This is a genomic window from Clostridium coskatii, from assembly GCF_001675205.1.
Lineage (GTDB): Bacteria > Bacillota > Clostridia > Clostridiales > Clostridiaceae > Clostridium_B > Clostridium_B ljungdahlii.
The window spans coordinates 1-17,917 of record NZ_LROR01000026.1; the positions used below are offsets into that span (position 1 = coordinate 1).

Below are 17,917 nucleotides of genomic sequence, written 5' to 3' on the forward strand. Positions count from 1 at the left end.
TGTGCTATGTTTTTAGGACGTTTCTTTATATTTAATGAATTTGGTTTGGCTAAAATTCTTTATAAATTTTAATCAATGTTAAAATGAACGTTTATATGTATAAAAATAGATCACATGCTGGAATTAACATCCTGATGTAGCCTTAGTTAGTAAACAATATAAGAAACTACGTATCAATTTTTATTTTCTTTTTCATCCTCTTTATTGCTTATATAACCTAAAATTATCATTAAAATGCCACCTAAAGTTCCTATTACAAGTGGAGCTATATCTGAATCCATAAGAAGTAACCTCCTTTTTAGTTTCTTATACAATAAATTACAACTGTGAATTTCTCTTTAATCCATTGTCTTTATATAAATAACATCATGAACTACAAATTTACATCTAAAGTATATTATATCATAGAGATAGCTATACAGTATACATATATAGAGAAATCTGCTGATGTTGCAGCAGCTAATATTAAATAAGAATATACTGACTTCTATTTACAAATAATAAAAAAGAAAAATTTCATATAAGTTGGAGGAATAATTAAATGTCAAAAGATTTTTTAACTGCTGTTGCAGACAGACGTACATTCTATGGAATTGGCAAGGAAGCTGTAGTTTCAGATGATAGAATTAAAGAAATCATAGACCATACTGTTAAACATACCCCATCCGCATTTAACTCGCAAAGTGCAAGGGTAGTTTTATTATTAGGAAATCATCATGATAAATTATGGAACATTACAAAAGAAGCATTGAGAAAGGTTGTATCAGCCGATCAATTTAGTGATACTGAAAATAAAATAAATTCATTCAAAAGTGGATATGGTACAGTTTTATTCTTTGAAGATACTAGTGTAATAGAGTCTCTTCAGCAACAATTTGCTCGCTATAAAGATAACTTCCCAATTTGGTCTCAACAAGCAAGTGGAATGCACCAATTTGTTATTTGGACTGCATTAGAAGTCGAAGGATTTGGAGTATCACTACAACACTATAACGAACTTATTGAAGATGATGTAAAAAAAGAATGGAGTATACCAAGCAATTGGAAGTTAATTGCGCAAATGCCATTCGGAAAGCCAACGGCACAACCAGATGAAAAACAGTTTCAACCATTAGAAGACCGTGCTAAGGTATTTAAATAGACTGTACTTTAATAAGTTATAAACTCTTAATATTATTTCAATAAAAGCCCATACAGTCATTACATGAGCTTTTATTGAAATTAAATTTCAGTACTCCCATATTCCTCTTCTTATTATTTATGCAATGACACTGCACAATAATTTACAGCCTAGATAGTCCAAGAAAATGTCCACACCCCGACTCAAAAAAATCCACATTAACTATTAATTCTTAATTCTTAACTATTAATTAAAAAAGATACTATAAAAACTACTTTAACTGTAATTTTCATAGTACCCTTACATTTCATTATTTTTATAAATTTTATACTTGCCAGCATGCTCAGATATAACATTTATAGATTTTTCATCTGCATTATACATAAATACATCCAAATTATCCTGCTGACCTGAATTTCCTATACCTGTAAAATATACATTACCACTTTCATCTTCAGCTATTCCTGAAGAAATACCAAGAGTTTGTGGAAAGTCATAGGTAATCCTGTTTACTGTACCACTTTCCTCTTTAAACTCATAAAGTGCAGTGTTATTGTCCTTTTGATTTCCAATAAAAAATACACTTTTTCTGTTTTTATCTGATACTGAACTATATATTTCCGTAAATCCATCACTTAAAAGTGTAAACTGTTTACTTTCATTATTATAAAAATATAAATATAACTCATTGTAACTTCTCGATAAAAATAATATATCATTTCCTAAAGGAATAAAATATATACAGTACCCTTTAATGTCATTTAAATATATTTGTTCTCTGTCTGTATTAAAATCATATATATATACTCTATTAGAATTTGCTTTTCCTTCTATGCTTCCATAATAAATTATTCTATGATCGTCTAGCCACTCATATAAATCTCCAGAAACTAGAACCTTCGATTTAATATCTAAATACTTTTTATTTTTTATATCGTATACTTTCATTCCCTCAGCACTATATACCGAGCTGTTTTTAAAAGTCCTAAAGGCAATCTTATCTCCTGTAGAATCCATTTTAATATCTCGTGCATTATAAAAATCTTTAACTTCATCTACAGAATCTTTAGTAATTATATCTATTTTATTTTTATTAGAATCTTTTTCCTTATTTAAATAAATAAAAGTGGTTTTCTTTGTGTCATATAGCATTTCCTCTATATTATTTATATTGTTATTCGTTAAGTTTTGAGATAACTTATAATTATCCACATTAAATATCTTCGTATCAGTTTCTTTAGCTTCAACCGCTATAACATTAGAATAATGAATATTTGCTCCACTTTTACCTTTGTTTACATCTCTAGGTGTACAACTACTTAATATGAGAAATGTAAAAGACATGAAAACAAAAAAAATTATCATTCTAAAGTTTTTCATTAAATATCATATTCCCCTTTAAACGAAACCTCTGCAGGACCTGTCATAAAAACTTTATTGTCTTTCACTTCTATAAAAAGAATTCCTCCTGGAACGTGAGCTTTAACTTTTCCCTCTGTAAAGCCAAGCTTATTTGAAGCTACAGCACAGGCACAAGTTCCCGTACCACAGGCTAAAGTAGGACCTGCTCCTCTTTCCCAAGTTTTTATTTTAATTTCGTCCTTATTTAAAACTTCACAAAAGTTTACATTAGTTCCTTCGGGGAAAATAGAATATTTTTCAATAGCCTTTCCTTCTTTCACATCATACTTTTCAAGATCACCAAATATAACTGTATGAGGTACTCCCATAAACATTGAAGTAATACTATAAGTTTTTTCATTAATTTTTAATTCCTTTTTTACAACTTCATCACAGGAGTTTATCGGAATTTTCTTTGGATCAAAAGAAGGTGTTCCCATATCAATAGTGACTTCCTTCACTTTACCATTTTCTATATTCAAAAATGCTTCCTTTATACCATCCCCCGTTTCTATCTTTATAGGAGACTCTTTTACTAAATTTTCTTCCCATACATATTTTGCAAAACATCTTATTCCATTTCCACACATAGATGCATAAGAACCATCTGAGTTTATTATTATCATTTTGATCTGTGCAATTTCACTCTGGCGAACTATCAATATCCCATCTCCGCCTATTCCAAAATGTCTATTACAAAGCTTTAATCCAAGTTCTTTTTCTTTTCCTAAAAATCTATTATCTCTGTCATCTATTACTACGAAATCATTTCCAGTACCTTGCATTTTAATAAATTTCATATTAAATTTTTCACCCTTCCATAAAGATGCTGTATATTTCAAATTAAGTTTACTACTGTAATAATCTTTTATCAATAAAATTTTTACAACTTTATTTTAAAAATTCTAGATGATATAATTTATTAAATACATAACTTACGAGAGGATGAACAATATGGCTTTAGACGGTATTTTCATACACAGCGTTTTAAAAGAATTGAAAGAAAAAATACTAGGAGGAAAAGTTGAAAAAATAAATCAACCTGAAAAGGATGAAATAGTATTAAGCATTAAAAATGGGAGAAAAAATTATAAGCTTTTATTAAGTGCAAGTCCAGTATATCCTAAAATGCATATTACAGTTAAAAGCAAACAAAATCCGCTTCAGCCCCCTATGTTTTGCATGGTTTTGAGGAAGCACCTAAGCCCATCAAAATTAGTTGACATAAGGCAATTGGACACAGATAGAATTGTTTTTTTAGATTTCGAAAGCTCAGATGAATTGGGTTTTAACAGTATATATACATTAGTAATAGAAATAATGGGAAGACATAGTAATATAACTTTAGTTCGAAAAAGAGATAATTTGATCATGGATAGTATAAAACATATAACACCTGAAATAAACACCGTGAGATCCCTATTTCCCGGAATAAAATACGTATTTCCACCAACTTCAAATAAACTAAATCCCCTTTCCTTTACAAAAGAGGATTTTGTAAAGTTTTTAACAACTACCTCAACAAAAATTGATAAAAGTTTTTTTTCAAAAGTGTTTACTGGCATAAGTAGCTCCTTTTCAAAGGAATTATCCTACAAATTAAATAGTGAAAAAGATTTTTCAGGAAATAACAATTTAGACTTTCTATACGACTCTTGCAGGAAAATTTTTGATGAAGTGATAAATGATAATTTTTACTTTGCATCCTACATAGAAAATGAAAAAGTAAAAGATTTCTACTGTTATAAATTAACCTATTTAAATAAATGCAAAGAAAAATATTATACTACACCTTCCCAATTAATAGAAGAATTTTACTATGAAAAGGACAAATGCGATAGATTAAGCAACAAAAGCTCTGACCTTTCTAAACTTATAAATATAAACTTAGAAAGATGCACTAAGAAGATAAAAATTCTAACAGATAACATTAAAGAAGCTAAAAATAAAGATACTTTTAGAATATATGGTGAACTCTTAACTTCACAGATCTACAATATAAAAAAGGGTGACAGCCATATAGGAATTCAAAATTACTATAGTGAAAAAATGGAGTATTTAGATATAAAACTTGATAAAAATAAAACTCCTTCCGAAAATATACAACGTTATTTTAAAAAATACAATAAATTAAAGAAAACAGAACAAGCTGCAAATGAACAATTAAAAATAGCAAAAGAGGAAATGGAGTATTTGACTTCTGTAATGACCAACATAAAGAATTGTGAAAACTACGATGATATTGAAGAAATAAAAAGAGAACTTATGGAAAGCGGGTATATAAAATTTAAAAAATCAAATACTAAAAAAAAGGGTAGAGATTCCAAGCCAATGAAATTTGTATCCAGTGATGGAATAGAGATATATGTAGGTAAAAATAATCTTCAAAATGATTACCTTACTCTCAAATTTGGAGATAAAAGGGATATATGGCTTCATACTAAAGAGATTCCTGGATCTCACGTAATAATAAAAAATTTTGGCAAAGTTCCAGATAAAACTTTGGAAGAAGCTGCAAATCTTGCGGCATATTACAGTAAAGCTAAAAATTCCTCCAAAGTAGCCGTAGATTATACAGAAATTAAAAATGTCCATAAACCAAATGGGGCCAAACCAGGAATGGTAATATATTATACTAATCAAACCATTTATACAGAACCTACAAAACCGGATATAAAACAGCTTCAATAAAAACTTTCAAGTAGATTTTTGAATACTACTAGCTTTTTAAAAAATAATCTTTTGAGACAAAATAGACCATATTTATTCCGTAAAGCCAATGTAGTGCTAAAAAAACTTGCAATATTAAAAAAACTATCTTATAATAGGTTGTGAATTTAATATCTTTTAAAATGATCCAGTGAGGTCAATAAAGTATTTTTATATCCGTATGACTATTATGTCCTTCACTGCGTGAAGGACATTTTTTATAATGCTTATAGTGTAAATTAAATTGAAATAAGCACAATTATAATTGTAAATTAAAAAGAAGGGAGGGTCATATATTGAAATTAAAAGCACTTATTTTAGATGAAAAGGCTATGAATAGAACTTTAAAAAGAATATCCCACGAAATATTAGAAAAGAATAGAGGTACAGAGGATATAATACTTGTAGGCATAAAGAGAAGAGGATACCCCTTAGCAAAAAGAATAGCCGAAAACATTTATAACATTGAAGGAATAAAATTAAAAGTAGAAGATGTAGATATTGGCCTCTATAGAGATGATTTAAGCAGTCTTGCAGGACAACCCATACTAAAAGGATCTAATGTAATAGATGTGGAAAACAAAAAAGTTATATTAGTAGATGATGTTATCTATACAGGCAGAACTGCAAGAGCAGCAATTGATGCTATTATACATTCTGGAAGGCCAAAATTAATCCAATTGGCAGTTTTAGTTGATAGAGGGCATAGGGAACTTCCTATAAGAGCCGACTATGTAGGTAAAAACATTCCTACCTCTAGAAATGAAATGATATCAGTTGAAATTGCAGAAATAGACAAAAATGACTCAGTAAAAATATATGAATTATAAACTTTTAAAATAGTCCTTGAGAGACTAGAAAAGGAGCACATAAATGAAAAATATTGTTGATGTAGAAGAAAAATTACCTATAGGAGTTACCATACCTCTTAGTTTTCAGCATTTATTTGCAATGGTAGGTTCAACTATACTTGTTCCAATTTTAACAGGAATGAGTCCATCCATAGCATTATTTTGCAGCGGTATTGGAACCCTTATTTATATCTTATGTACCAAGGCCAAGCTTCCAGCTTACTTAGGTTCTTCCTTTGCTTTTATAAGTCCAATCCTTATAGCATCTAAAAGCTATGGTCCAGCAGCTATGCTTTCTGGTGTAATAGCAGCAGGTTGTGTATATTTAATTGTAGCTGGCATAATAAAGCTTTGCGGTGTAAACTGGCTTAACAGAGCCCTTCCACCTGTAGTTGTTGGTTCCATAGTAATAGTAATAGGCCTAGGTCTTGCAGCTACAGCTATAAACTGGGCAGGATTCAACCCTACTTACACAACTGATCAGATGCAAAGTATACCAAGATGGGCATGGATGACAGTGTCTGCAATTACAGTTGCCGTAGCTGTTATTGGAACCATGTATTTTAAAGGATTTTTAGGAATAATACCTATACTAATAGCCATAATAGTTGGATATATATCTGCCTTAATTTTAGGTGTAGTACCAAAGCAAGCACTAGATACTATTGTAAGTACTAAACTCTTCAAATTACCTCCATTTATGTTTCCTAGATTCAACATAAATGCCGTCATGCTTATGGCTCCTATTTCTTTTGTAACCTTAGCAGAGCATATAGGTCACATTTACGTAACAAACAATGTAGTAGGAAGAGATTTTACCAAAAATCCAGGACTTCATAGATCTATATTAGGAGATGGATTAGCCACTATATTTGCAGGTTTTGCAGGTGGACCTCCAACTACAACTTATGGAGAAAATATAGGAGTTATGGCTATAACCAAAGTTTACAGTGTGTGGGTTATAGGCGGTGCTGGAGTAATAGCTATACTGCTTTCATTTATAGGCCCTGTAGCTGCTGTAATTGAAAATATGCCTATGCCTGTAATAGGTGGTGTAAGCATAGTGCTATTTGGAATAATAGCTTCCTCAGGTTTTAGAATATTTGTAGAGGATAAAATAGATTTTAGTAAAAATAGAAACTTAATATTGACGTCTGTCATAATAGTAATAGGAATTGGCGGCGCTTCCATAAACTTTTCTGTAGGTGGATCACCAGTTCAAATATCCGGTGTAGCTCTTGCAACTATTGTTGGAATAATACTTAATTTAATATTACCAGAAGAAAGTGCTTCTGAAAAATCAAATGAAGAAGCTGTTTAAAAATTGCTCTAAAAAGCAGTCTAAAATTATATAGACTGCTTTTTTAATCCATATTATCTAATTATCTAAAACCTTTATCACTTTTTTAAAATAATCTGGTATTTCTGTTTCAAATTCTATATACTTTCCTGTAGCTGGATGAATAAAGCCAAGCTTTTCAGCATGGAGGAGCTGACCGCCTAGTTTAAACCTCTGCTTTTTATATCCATATACTGGATCTCCTACAAGAGGGTGCCCTATATATGCCATGTGTACCCTTATCTGATGTGTTCTTCCTGTTTCAAGTATACATTTTATCAAAGTATTATTTTTAAATCTTTTAATAACCTTATAATGGGTAATGGCCCTTTTTCCATTCACACAAACTGCCATCTTTATTTTATCTTTAGGATGTCTTGCAATAGGCTCATCTACAGTTCCCTCATCTAACTTTACGACTCCCTCTACTAAGGCTATGTATTCTCTAGTCATAGAATGATCCTTAAGCTGTTTCGCTAATTTATTATGAGAATTATCATTTTTAGCTACTACGAGTATTCCTGAAGTATCTTTGTCTATTCTATGTACTATACCCGGTCTTGTTACTCCATTTATACCAGATAAATCACTACAGTGATTTAAAAGAGCATTTACTAAAGTACCTTCATATACTCCTGGTGCAGGATGCACTATCATCCCTTGAGGCTTATTCACTACAATAACATCCTTATCTTCATATAATATATCAAGAGGTATATCTTCCGACTGTATATTTAAATTCACAGGGTCAGGTATAGTAATTTCTATATTATCCCCTGACTTAATCTTATAATTGGACTTTTTTGCTTTTCCATTTACTTCTACTAACTTATCTTCTATTACATTTTGAATATATGATCTTGATTTATCTTGGAAGCATTTAGACAGAAATACATCAAGCCTCATATTTTCTTCTTCACTACAAACCAAAAATTTTTTACTTTCCATACTTTTCTTCCTTTAATAAATAGAATGCCAAAAGTGCAGTTCCTACTACCACCATCACATCTGCTATATTGAATACAGGAAAATAATAAATGTCTTTATAATGGACAGAAATAAAGTCAACTACATATTTATACACCATTCTATCCATCAAATTTCCCAAAGCTCCACTTATTATAAGTGAAAAACTTATTCTTATAAGCTTTTCACTAGGTTTATATTTTATAATATAAAATATCATTCCTCCAACTACAATTATTGTAATTATAGTTAAAAAGTAAAGCTTACCCTGTAAAATTCCAAAAGCAGCTCCCTTATTTTGCAAATACAGTAATGAAAACAAATCTTTTATTACTATTACCTGAGAAACTTTAGATAAAACTTCAATGGCCCATATTTTCGTAACCCTATCTATTAAAATTCCAAGTAATATTATAAATATTTCCACTATTTTCCTCCCAAAACGCAATGCATAAAAATTACAAGCTCATAATCATACTTTTAATTATTTGTGTAGAATTTTTTATGGCAATAGGTGCAAATTTTTTATAGTCCATGCTAGCACCATTGTTTGCATTATCTGATATAGATCTTATTATTACAAAAGGTATATTGTTCAAATAGGCTACCTGTGCAATACTTCCACCTTCCATTTCACAAGCCAGTGCTCCAAACTCCTTGTTCAAATATCTAACCTTTTCTGTACTTGAAATAAATTGATCTCCTGTAACTATTCTTCCTACAAAACTATTTATATTTCCTAATTTATTACAGGCATCCTTAGCTTTTTCTACAAGTCTTCTATTACATTTAAAATCATATGTATCCAACCTAGGTATCTGTCCTACTTTATCTCCAAAAGCAGACGTATCCATATCATGCTGTACCAAATTGTCTGCTATTACTATATCTCCTGGATATACATTTTCTCCTGCACCCCCTGCAATGCCTACATTTATTATATAATCTGCATTAAAATCATCTACAAGTATTTGGGCACATACTGCTGCATTTACCTTACCTATACCGCTCCTTACTACCACTATATCTTTATTATAAAGTTTTCCTAAATTAAATTTCATATTAGCTTTTTCTTCAACTTTCTCCAGTTCTAATTCAGATAAAAGTATTTCTACTTCTTCATCCATAGCTCCTATAATTCCAATAACCATGTTTGTATGTCCTCCTCATTTTTATTTCTATAATTACTAGCATATATTAAATCAACATTGATTGTCAAATATGCGCTGTAAACAGAGCATACTAAAAAACCACTCTACTTTTAGAGTGGCTTTTTCTATCCTTTAATAAAAAAGTTTTTAATTTCTTCGAGTTCATCCTTATCTTCAAAAATTTCCTTTTCTGTATGATTTGAATCTTCTTTATTATCTTCATCAAATTCTTTGCTGCGCTTTTCAGCTAAAGAAACATCTTCTTTTTCTGGCTCTACTACTTCTATTTCCTTTTCCTTAACAGTACTATCTTCTACTTCATTTTCATTTGATTCATACCCAATGTTATAATTCTTTACAAAGTCTTTTTCCATATCATCAAACATTTCCATTTGAGTTTTCATAAAGTTTCTAAACTTAGTTCTAAACTTAGAAAATTCCTGTTTTACATTTTCAAACTCATCTGTAATTTGAATAACATCACTATGGGCTTTATCTATTATCTTTTGTGCAGCATCATTTGCATTTTTTACTACAAATTGACTTTCTTTTTTAGCATTTTCTTTAGCCTGTTCAGAAGCATTTTGAGCTAATAAAAGCGTATCTTTTATAGTATTTTCCATTTTAGTATAATGACTTATCTTCTCATCCAAAGACTGCATTTTTTCCTTTAAAAGAGAATTTTCCTTATATATAGACTCATAATCTTCTGCTATTTTGTCTAAAAATTCATCTACTTCATCTATATTATAACCTCTAAGTCCTTTTTTAAATTCCTTATTTGTTATCTCTGCAGCAGTAATAAACATCACGAGCACCTCACAAATTAACTAAATTTTTTTATAAGAAGTTTGCATCGACCGCTTCCCGTCCAACCCGTTTCTCCCACAATTTTAAACTTTCCACAGCCTCTTACAGTTATTATACAATTATCTTCTATAGATTTATCTTTTCTTGTTTCTGGTAAATAATCCAGAAGGACTTTACCTCTCTTAATCATTTCTTGAGATTTATTTCTTGATACATTGCATAGAGAACTAACTAAACAATCAATTCTCAAGGAAGAAACATTTAAAACAGAAGTTTTAAAATTATATAGGGGAATTTCCGCAGAACTAATATCTAAAACATTTGCTTTGCAGCTGCTCTTTCCTACACTATTTAAATTCATCTCTATGTAATCACTTACATCTTCACAAACAGCTAAATAACATTGCTTATCTTCCTTTAGTATTAAATCTCCAAATTTCTCTCTTTTAAGTCCAAGAGCCATAAGAGCCCCTAGATAATCCTTGTGTTGTAATTTAACAAATTTAGACTTACATTTTATTTCCATTAATTTTATTGGATAATTCCTTATATCAAACTTTGAAAATGCTATAAGTTTTCTTTCTGCATCTTCAAATATGCCACAGCTACATATATTTAAGCCAATTTCTTTCTTTAGATTCTCTAAAGTATTCCATACATTGGGAGTATAAAATGTTGAGGTATATACTGTATTATTAGTTTTTTTTGCTAAACTTATTTTATCATATATAGGTAAGATTTCACTTTCATCACAAAAATGAAATCTCTTTATAAAACTCTTTTTATCCATAATTATCCCTTAATTTGCTATGCATTATTTCATATACTAGAGTATTGAAAATACAATTCCTCTTAATATATCTATTATAAAAAAGGCCACTATAGGTGAAAAATCTATCATTAACCCTGGCATAAGTTTTTCCTGAATTTTTCTTCCAGGTATCATAAGGGGTTCCGTAAATATATGTAAAAAATCCACAAATGCGTTACTTCTCCCCTGCATAACCCAAGATAGAATTACATCCAATATTATAGCACCTTCAAGAAATCTAAACAGTAATGATATTGCAACAGCTAAAGTACTACTTATCATTTTTGCCTCCAATTATTTATCAGTAAATATACTTACTTCCATCCAAATATTCCTTTTCCAGATAGTTCATTTTTCAAATCACTGTTTACTTCTACACTAGATGGTGAAAGTATGTATATTCCTTTTTCTATTTCTTCCAAATTTCCTCCTAATGCATAACTTGCACCGCCCATAAAATCCAGTAATCTTTGAGCTATTCTAATCTCAAGTCCTGTAGTATTTATAACTATTATTTTTCTATTTTTAAGTTCATCACATATATCAGCTGCTTCCTCATAAGTAGTTGGCTTAACTATCCTTACCTTAGCTGCTATTGTAGTATGTATGCTTACAACTTTATTTTGTCTTTTACTATTTACAATAGGGTCCACCTCTGCAAAATCATTTACGATTTTTTCATTTTCTCCTTTCTTTGTTTCTTCTTCCTCTATATCTTCCTCCAAGTCATCTTCCAATCCTAAAAATCCCATCATTTTGTTTATCATTTTACCTGCCATAAAAAATACCTCCTATTTATTATTGTAATTTCTCTTTCCAAATATACCTTCGCCAATTCTCACCAGTGTTGCCCCTTCTTTAATTGCTATTTTATAATCATGAGTCATTCCCATAGATAGTATATTCATACTTATATTATTAAACTCTCTTTTCTTCAAGCCATCAAAAATACTTTTTAGCTTTTGAAAATAGTTTTTACAACTTTCTTCATCCCCTTTAGGAATTACAGCCATAAGACCTTTTACTTTTACATTGGTACAATTCTCACAGGCTTTTAGTAAATCTTCTAATTCCTCTAGAGGTAAACCTGTCTTACTTTCTTCCAACCCTATATTTATTTGTATCAGTGTATTTGCAATTAACTTTTGATCTTTATAATGTTTTTCTAATTCATTAAGAAGTCTTATACTGTCCAAAGAATGGATAAGATAAACCTTACCAACTATATATTTTACCTTGTTTCTTTGAAGATGACCTATTAAATGCCACCTTATATCCTGTGGAAGGTTTGGTATTTTATTTGTGAGCTCCTGTACTTTGTTTTCTCCAAAATCTCTAATACCTGCATCATAAGCTTTTTGTATATCTTCAATAGGTTTAGTTTTTGAAACTGCCACTAAGGTTACATTTTTATCTTTTAACTCTTCTTCTATCCTACTCAAGTTTTGTTCAATTGACAATACTACCGTCTCCTTTATTGTTAAGCACAAACATATACAATTATTAGTATTCTTCATAGACATCAAAATTCCTGCAAAAATTAATTATTTTTTTAATCATTTTCAACAAATTTATAAAATAATCTACTCTATCTCTTTCATAAATTCTGTTTTATACTCTCCCTTATAGGCAGGTATTTTTATATTATCTGATTTTTGTACCTCTACCACAATCTTTCTAGTTAGCATTATTTTTAAGTAATTTTCATTTGACATCATATAAGTATAGAGTACTTCCTTATTTCCTATAGCATTAATTAAAAAAGGAGAAGCTATTTTTACTCCATTTACTCTTAAAAATGGACCACTGCAATAAATTTCGGAAACCCCTACTATTCTGTGACCATTTATAGAAATTGCTTCAGATCCTGCATTTTTCAAATCATTGATAACCTGTATTATGTCTGTATTATGCACAAGCTTCATCTGATACTGAAAACTATCAAGTCCATCGTTCATAGGTGCATCATTCAAATATATATTTATTCCCTGACCTTTTACAGCTACTTTCCCAAGTACCATATTGTTTTGATTTAATTCCTGATTTATTCCAGCTACGACTTGAGCCTCATTCTTCTCACTGCTTCTATATTTTTTTAGCTTGTTATAGGTATCATTATATTGTTTTAATAATCCTGCTATCTCACTGTGAAGCTGATTTTTATAATTATATGCATCTTGATACTGTTTTGAATTTAAAAACACTCTCTTATTAGTCTTACCTTTTGTAAAACTTATATTGGTGGATATTAATATACCTATTATTATAGAAGCTATAAAAACAAAAGTATTAGCTTCACTACTCTTCATTTATTTCACCTCATTGATGTGATTTAGCTTTTTCAATTAATACTCTTCTTATTATTGCAAAATTATTAAATATTCTTCCTCCAAAAACTATAACCACTGCCAAATATATAGGTACTCCAAGCTTATCCCCTAAATAAGCAAATGCTGCAGCAAGCACTGCATTTCCAAAAAATCCAGATATAAAAATATCTGTTTTAAAACTTTTAGACAAATTAGCTCTTATAGCTCCAAACACCGAGTCAAGGCAAGCTAATATAGCCACAGACATATAAGGTGAAAATTTATCTGGAATATTCACGTTCCAAACTACACCTATAATTATTCCCAATATAAGTCCAACAAATCCTATCATTTTTTACCACCCCTAATTTATTCCTTCACAGGCTCTGCATACTCAAATTTATATGGTTTGTTATATTTCTTTATAGTTATACTATCAGATTTTTCAAACTTAACGTCACATATCGTTTTTAAATCTGAAAATACTTCTGGGAAACTCATAGCACTGTATAACAAATTTTTATCACCTATAGCTTGTATAACTATTCTTTTTGATGGTGATATTTTTTCATCATTTATAAGTATATAATTTCCTGCCGTCCTTATACCTGTTTTTGAAACAATCCTTATGTCATTTATAGATATAGCTTCAGCGCCTGCAAATCTCAATTCGTTTACGAGATACACTAAATCTTTATCAGTTATGTGATTGTTAATGCTATTTCCAAATAGATTGCCATTAGGATTAAGATATATAGTGACACCTTGTCCCTTTACATCTACCTCTCCTGTAAGTATTCTAGAACTTTCTAATTCATCCAGAAGGTTTTTTGTAGAATCACTCTTGCTTGCTGCAGCATCTTCGTAGCCCTTTACTTTATTTTGAAGATCATTTACCTTCGTTTCTAGTGCAGCTTTTTCCTTTTTATACTGCTCTATTTCCACAGTAACATCAGAACTATTTTGATTATTTAAATTTAATGTATTATCCTGTTTCATAAGTACTCTAAATTGGTAGGTAAGCATGAATCCAAGTATACAGCACACCAAAGCAACACTAATTTGTGAAGCAACTTTACGCATTTTATTTTATCCTCCTAATTCTCAATGTGAAATACAGGATTTCCATCAAATCTTACATCTATGTATCCCCTAGCACTGCCCAATTTTTCATTTAACATTATATTTAAAGCCCTGTTTACCTTTTTACCTAAATTATCTCCTTGTCCAAGTTCCACACACATATCTTTAAAGTAAACTTTAATGTCCACAGAATTACTTACATCCATATAAGTAATTTCAAAAGGTAACTTATTATTTTGAATTATACTTCCTAGGGTAGTTACAGCCTTAATTTTATTATCATCTTTATTTAAAATACATTCTCCCAATTTAACTTTACTACAATCAATTCCATTTAACTTAACTAACTTCATATTACTTATGTTGTCTCTCTTTTGAAGTAAAACTCCATTTTTATCTATAATGAAATATTTTTTGCTGCTTTCTATATAAAAGGTCGCTTCTCTTTCCTTTACATTAATATTAATGGTTCCGGGAAGCTTTCTGCCTATATCAACATCTTCTATATATGGATTTTTTAATATATTTTCCGATGCATCTCTCAGATTAATATAAAAGATATTATTTCCACCATATACTTTTGAATCCTCAATAATGCTATTACTTGAAATACTTTTATTTCCATACACTTTAATATACTTTATATTAAAATACGGCAATTTTAAGCAAAGTGTAAAAAATAATGCTATTAAAAATACCATAAGCATAAGAACTCGTTTTACTTTTACTTTTTTTCGTCTTTTCAAAATCAATTCATTATCTGTTTTCGTAATAATATGACTCATTTTCTATCCTTTCACTTATAATATAAACAGAGTTCTTGGCATCAGATGGAGGTTTGACTCCACCTGATGCTTATTAACAGGATTCTTAGTGCTTTAGCACTTAGAAGGCGTTATCCTTTAGGGGGAATCGTTATCCAGGGACGTAGATGCTCTTTGCTCTCACTTGGATAAGTGGGAGTATTAGAGCAAGTAGTCATCGGATAAAATAACATAAGATACATATATATTAACACTTAATAACAGTAATTTCATTAAAATAACCCTTAAATTTATATTAAATATTTACATACTTTATTTCGTTAAAATTGCCAAAGTTCAAATATCAAATAAGGATAATTTTCTTTCTAAGTTCTTAAAAGTCTACAATAGCATTACAAAAAAATTTGCAATGCTATTCTTAACCACTTTCTGTTTGCCTTGATATATTCAAAAGTATTCCAACTGCTATCATATTTATTGTGAGAGCCGAACCTCCATAACTTATAAAAGGTAATGGTACTCCTGTTACAGGCATGGCACCAGTTACAACTGCAATATTTATTATTGCCTGAACTGCAATAACCGAAGTTATTCCCGTTGCTAAAATGGTTCCATAAGTATCCTTTGCCCTTATAGCAATAACAATTCCTCTCCACACAAAAACTATAAATAATATAACAATTACAGTACATCCTATAAGTCCTAATTCTTCTCCTATAATAGAAAATATAAAATCATTGTGAGGTTCTGGTATGTAATAACACTTTTGCCTTGATCTACCGAGTCCCATTCCCCATATTCCTCCTGATCCCATTGCTAAAAGAGATTGAATCAATTGATATCCCTTTCCTTTAGGATCAGACCAAGGATTTAGAAAGCTTGTAAATCTAGCCATTCTATAAGGTTCAAATATTATACCTGCTATTCCTCCAAGGACTACAAGCCCAACTACACCAAGTACATGGGTTATTTTAGCTCCCGATACGTATAAAATTATGAGGGTAACTATCATTATTACAGCTGCTATACTTAAATTTTTTTCTGCAAATACAAGTCCTGCATAAAATGCAGAAACCAAAAGATATGGAAGGACACCATACAGCATGGTTTCTATCTTTCTTCCCCCTTTAAGCTCTATGCTTTTCGCCATATATAAAACTACAATGTATTTTGCTATTTCAGAAGGTTGAAATCCAACAGAACCTAATGTTATCCATCTTTGTGCACCTTTTCTAGATTCAAAGGCAAAAACTGCAAGTAGAAATATTACAGATATTATCATAAGCAATTTAGTATACTTCTTTATTCTCTTATAATCAAATTTTACTGTAAAAAACATAAGGAATGTTCCAATTATTGCCCATAACCCCTGCCTTTTTAAATAAAACATGCTATCTCTTGTACTTTTATCAAAAAATGCTTTGTAAGAACTGGCACTATAGACCATGACAACTCCAATAGCTACCAATAACATTATAGTTGCGAAGAGCAAAAAGTCTATAGATCCCATTTTAGTATTTGGTTTACTAATTCTCATAAAAATCCTCCTAGATTATTACTATATGAGGCTGACAAAAGCATTTAAAAATTACTATATTTAAAGATAACCTTCTTCTTTTCACTTTACAAAGATAGAAATCCTAACAGACACAATATTACTGTAATTATACAAAATATAGAAACTACTTTAGTCTCATGCCAACCTGAAAGTTCAAAGTGGTGATGGATTGGAGCCATTTTAAATATCCTCTTTCCTGTAAGTTTAAAGGAAGCCACTTGAAGCATTACAGATGCTGCCTCTATTACGTATATTCCTCCAATTATTATAACCAATAGTGGAAGCTTTAGTATCATAGCTACTGCACCTACTGCACCTCCTAGTGCCAGGGATCCTGTATCTCCCATAAATATTTGAGCTGGAAAAGCATTGTATTTCAAAAATCCTAAAAGTGCTCCGGCAAGAACTGCACAGAAAATAGCTAAAGTAATATGCCCCATGGCAAAACTTACAAGAGCTAAAAAAGTCATTATCAAAAGCGTAACTGACGTTGCCAATCCATCAAGTCCATCTGTTAAATTCACTGCATTTGTAGTCGCTGCAAAATATATTATTATAAATGGAATATAAAATACTCCTAAATTCCAACTTTTATGTGCAAAAGGAACTATTATAGATGTCCCTATATATGGATTATTGGCAGAATAGTAGGCAAATATTCCAGATACAATTAATAATAATATCATTTTTTGATAAGCTCTTAGTCCCAAATTTTGCTTTCTCAATATCTTTAAGATATCATCAATAGCACCTATTACTCCAAAAGCCACAAAAGCATAAAGGGCTATCATAGCCTCATCTGATGGTTTTTTTACTATAATTGCCATAGTTATAAAAGTTGCTAGTATAAATAGTACTCCTCCCATAGTTGGAGTACCTGCTTTTTTCAAATGACTCTTTGGGCCATCCTCTCTTATATTTTGGCCAAATTTAAATTTATGAAGAAGAGGGATCAAAATAGGTCCTTCTAAAATAGCTATAAAAAATGCAATTAGTACAGAATAAATTAATCTATACATGTCATATTGCCCTAAGCTAAAGGGCA

Annotated in this window: 20 protein-coding genes; 4 read left to right on the top strand and 16 right to left on the bottom strand. The window is 30.2% G+C overall.

Going from position 1 to position 17,917, the window contains the following annotated elements:
* The first annotated feature begins 541 nt into the window (after positions 1-541).
* Positions 542-1,141 (top strand): nitroreductase family protein, encoded by a 600-nt coding sequence (locus CLCOS_RS02095; protein ID WP_063602196.1) that lies wholly within the window; start codon positions 542-544, stop codon positions 1,139-1,141.
* Positions 1,142-1,420: 279 nt separating this feature from the next.
* On the opposite strand, the gene CLCOS_RS02100 is transcribed toward CLCOS_RS02095, so the two are convergent.
* Together CLCOS_RS02100 and dapF are read right to left on the bottom strand one after the other, a co-directional pair.
* Entirely contained in the window at positions 1,421-2,500 is a 1,080-nt protein-coding gene (locus CLCOS_RS02100) for a hypothetical protein (protein WP_013237742.1), read from the bottom strand.
* Positions 2,500-3,321 carry a diaminopimelate epimerase gene (gene dapF / locus CLCOS_RS02105; RefSeq protein WP_063602197.1) on the bottom strand — a complete coding sequence of 274 codons (822 nt, stop codon included), beginning with the start codon at positions 3,319-3,321 and terminating at the stop codon, positions 2,500-2,502. The genes CLCOS_RS02100 and dapF overlap by 1 nt, the downstream gene beginning before the upstream one ends.
* A gap of 154 nt (positions 3,322-3,475) precedes the next feature.
* On the opposite strand from dapF, the gene CLCOS_RS02110 reads away from it, so the two are divergent.
* The 3 genes from CLCOS_RS02110 to uraA all read left to right on the top strand — a co-directional run bounded on the left by CLCOS_RS02110 (position 3,476) and on the right by uraA (position 7,402).
* Positions 3,476-5,212 (top strand): Rqc2 family fibronectin-binding protein, encoded by a 1,737-nt coding sequence (locus tag CLCOS_RS02110; protein ID WP_063602198.1) that lies wholly within the window; start codon positions 3,476-3,478, stop codon positions 5,210-5,212.
* A gap of 314 nt (positions 5,213-5,526) precedes the next feature.
* Positions 5,527-6,060, top strand: coding sequence for a bifunctional pyr operon transcriptional regulator/uracil phosphoribosyltransferase PyrR (gene pyrR, locus CLCOS_RS02115; protein WP_013237739.1), 534 nt, complete (start codon positions 5,527-5,529; stop codon positions 6,058-6,060).
* A gap of 43 nt (positions 6,061-6,103) precedes the next feature.
* Positions 6,104-7,402: a uracil permease gene (uraA, locus tag CLCOS_RS02120; protein ID WP_013237738.1), complete on the top strand. Its 1,299-nt coding sequence runs from the start codon at positions 6,104-6,106 to the stop codon at positions 7,400-7,402.
* 57 nt (positions 7,403-7,459) lie between these two features.
* On the opposite strand, the gene CLCOS_RS02125 is transcribed toward uraA, so the two are convergent.
* The 14 genes from CLCOS_RS02125 to mraY all read right to left on the bottom strand — a co-directional run bounded on the left by CLCOS_RS02125 (position 7,460) and on the right by mraY (position 17,891).
* Entirely contained in the window at positions 7,460-8,368 is a 909-nt protein-coding gene (locus CLCOS_RS02125; protein ID WP_063602199.1) for an RluA family pseudouridine synthase, read from the bottom strand.
* On the bottom strand, positions 8,358-8,813 hold the full coding sequence (gene lspA / locus CLCOS_RS02130) for a signal peptidase II (RefSeq protein ID WP_013237736.1): 456 nt from the start codon (positions 8,811-8,813) through the stop codon (positions 8,358-8,360). Before lspA ends, CLCOS_RS02125 begins: the two co-directional genes overlap by 11 nt.
* Before the next feature lie 31 nt (positions 8,814-8,844).
* Complete coding sequence (locus CLCOS_RS02135; protein ID WP_013237735.1) at positions 8,845-9,537, bottom strand: 5'-methylthioadenosine/adenosylhomocysteine nucleosidase; 693 nt, start codon at positions 9,535-9,537, stop codon at positions 8,845-8,847.
* Between the two features lie 125 nt (positions 9,538-9,662).
* Entirely contained in the window at positions 9,663-10,346 is a 684-nt protein-coding gene (locus CLCOS_RS02140) for a DivIVA domain-containing protein (protein ID WP_013237734.1), read from the bottom strand.
* A gap of 17 nt (positions 10,347-10,363) precedes the next feature.
* The gene (locus CLCOS_RS02145; protein WP_013237733.1) at positions 10,364-11,137 is read right to left on the bottom strand and encodes an RNA-binding protein; all 774 of its coding nucleotides are present in this window, start codon (positions 11,135-11,137) and stop codon (positions 10,364-10,366) included.
* 36 nt (positions 11,138-11,173) lie between these two features.
* On the bottom strand, positions 11,174-11,440 hold the full coding sequence (locus CLCOS_RS02150; RefSeq protein ID WP_013237732.1) for a YggT family protein: 267 nt from the start codon (positions 11,438-11,440) through the stop codon (positions 11,174-11,176).
* A gap of 32 nt (positions 11,441-11,472) precedes the next feature.
* The gene (locus tag CLCOS_RS02155; RefSeq protein WP_013237731.1) at positions 11,473-11,937 is read right to left on the bottom strand and encodes a cell division protein SepF; all 465 of its coding nucleotides are present in this window, start codon (positions 11,935-11,937) and stop codon (positions 11,473-11,475) included.
* A gap of 12 nt (positions 11,938-11,949) precedes the next feature.
* The gene (locus CLCOS_RS02160) at positions 11,950-12,618 is read right to left on the bottom strand and encodes a YggS family pyridoxal phosphate-dependent enzyme (protein WP_041705052.1); all 669 of its coding nucleotides are present in this window, start codon (positions 12,616-12,618) and stop codon (positions 11,950-11,952) included.
* Between the two features lie 123 nt (positions 12,619-12,741).
* Positions 12,742-13,467: a DUF881 domain-containing protein gene (locus CLCOS_RS02165; protein WP_063602200.1), complete on the bottom strand. Its 726-nt coding sequence runs from the start codon at positions 13,465-13,467 to the stop codon at positions 12,742-12,744.
* 10 nt (positions 13,468-13,477) lie between these two features.
* Complete coding sequence (locus CLCOS_RS02170; RefSeq protein WP_013237728.1) at positions 13,478-13,819, bottom strand: small basic family protein; 342 nt, start codon at positions 13,817-13,819, stop codon at positions 13,478-13,480.
* Positions 13,820-13,836: 17 nt separating this feature from the next.
* Complete coding sequence (locus CLCOS_RS02175) at positions 13,837-14,550, bottom strand: DUF881 domain-containing protein (RefSeq protein WP_013237727.1); 714 nt, start codon at positions 14,548-14,550, stop codon at positions 13,837-13,839.
* Between the two features lie 14 nt (positions 14,551-14,564).
* Positions 14,565-15,335 carry a cell division protein FtsQ/DivIB gene (locus CLCOS_RS02180; protein ID WP_063602201.1) on the bottom strand — a complete coding sequence of 257 codons (771 nt, stop codon included), beginning with the start codon at positions 15,333-15,335 and terminating at the stop codon, positions 14,565-14,567.
* Between the two features lie 397 nt (positions 15,336-15,732).
* Complete coding sequence (gene spoVE / locus CLCOS_RS02185; protein ID WP_063602222.1) at positions 15,733-16,845, bottom strand: stage V sporulation protein E; 1,113 nt, start codon at positions 16,843-16,845, stop codon at positions 15,733-15,735.
* 92 nt (positions 16,846-16,937) lie between these two features.
* Positions 16,938-17,891, bottom strand: coding sequence for a phospho-N-acetylmuramoyl-pentapeptide-transferase (gene mraY / locus CLCOS_RS02190; RefSeq protein WP_063602223.1), 954 nt, complete (start codon positions 17,889-17,891; stop codon positions 16,938-16,940).
* Between the last annotated feature and the right edge of the window lie 26 nt (positions 17,892-17,917).

Coding starts and splice junctions, on each gene's coding strand:
- CLCOS_RS02095 (WP_063602196.1), top strand. CDS start 542: ATGTCAAAAGATTTTTTAACTGCTGTTGCAGACAGACGTACATTCTAT.
- CLCOS_RS02100 (WP_013237742.1), bottom strand. CDS start 2,500: ATGAAAAACTTTAGAATGATAATTTTTTTTGTTTTCATGTCTTTTACA.
- dapF (WP_063602197.1), bottom strand. CDS start 3,321: ATGAAATTTATTAAAATGCAAGGTACTGGAAATGATTTCGTAGTAATA.
- CLCOS_RS02110 (WP_063602198.1), top strand. CDS start 3,476: ATGGCTTTAGACGGTATTTTCATACACAGCGTTTTAAAAGAATTGAAA.
- uraA (WP_013237738.1), top strand. CDS start 6,104: ATGAAAAATATTGTTGATGTAGAAGAAAAATTACCTATAGGAGTTACC.
- CLCOS_RS02125 (WP_063602199.1), bottom strand. CDS start 8,368: ATGGAAAGTAAAAAATTTTTGGTTTGTAGTGAAGAAGAAAATATGAGG.
- CLCOS_RS02135 (WP_013237735.1), bottom strand. CDS start 9,537: ATGGTTATTGGAATTATAGGAGCTATGGATGAAGAAGTAGAAATACTT.
- CLCOS_RS02140 (WP_013237734.1), bottom strand. CDS start 10,346: ATGTTTATTACTGCTGCAGAGATAACAAATAAGGAATTTAAAAAAGGA.
- CLCOS_RS02145 (WP_013237733.1), bottom strand. CDS start 11,137: ATGGATAAAAAGAGTTTTATAAAGAGATTTCATTTTTGTGATGAAAGT.
- CLCOS_RS02150 (WP_013237732.1), bottom strand. CDS start 11,440: ATGATAAGTAGTACTTTAGCTGTTGCAATATCATTACTGTTTAGATTT.
- CLCOS_RS02155 (WP_013237731.1), bottom strand. CDS start 11,937: ATGGCAGGTAAAATGATAAACAAAATGATGGGATTTTTAGGATTGGAA.
- CLCOS_RS02165 (WP_063602200.1), bottom strand. CDS start 13,467: ATGAAGAGTAGTGAAGCTAATACTTTTGTTTTTATAGCTTCTATAATA.
- CLCOS_RS02170 (WP_013237728.1), bottom strand. CDS start 13,819: ATGATAGGATTTGTTGGACTTATATTGGGAATAATTATAGGTGTAGTT.
- CLCOS_RS02175 (WP_013237727.1), bottom strand. CDS start 14,550: ATGCGTAAAGTTGCTTCACAAATTAGTGTTGCTTTGGTGTGCTGTATA.
- CLCOS_RS02180 (WP_063602201.1), bottom strand. CDS start 15,335: ATGAGTCATATTATTACGAAAACAGATAATGAATTGATTTTGAAAAGA.
- mraY (WP_063602223.1), bottom strand. CDS start 17,891: ATGTATAGATTAATTTATTCTGTACTAATTGCATTTTTTATAGCTATT.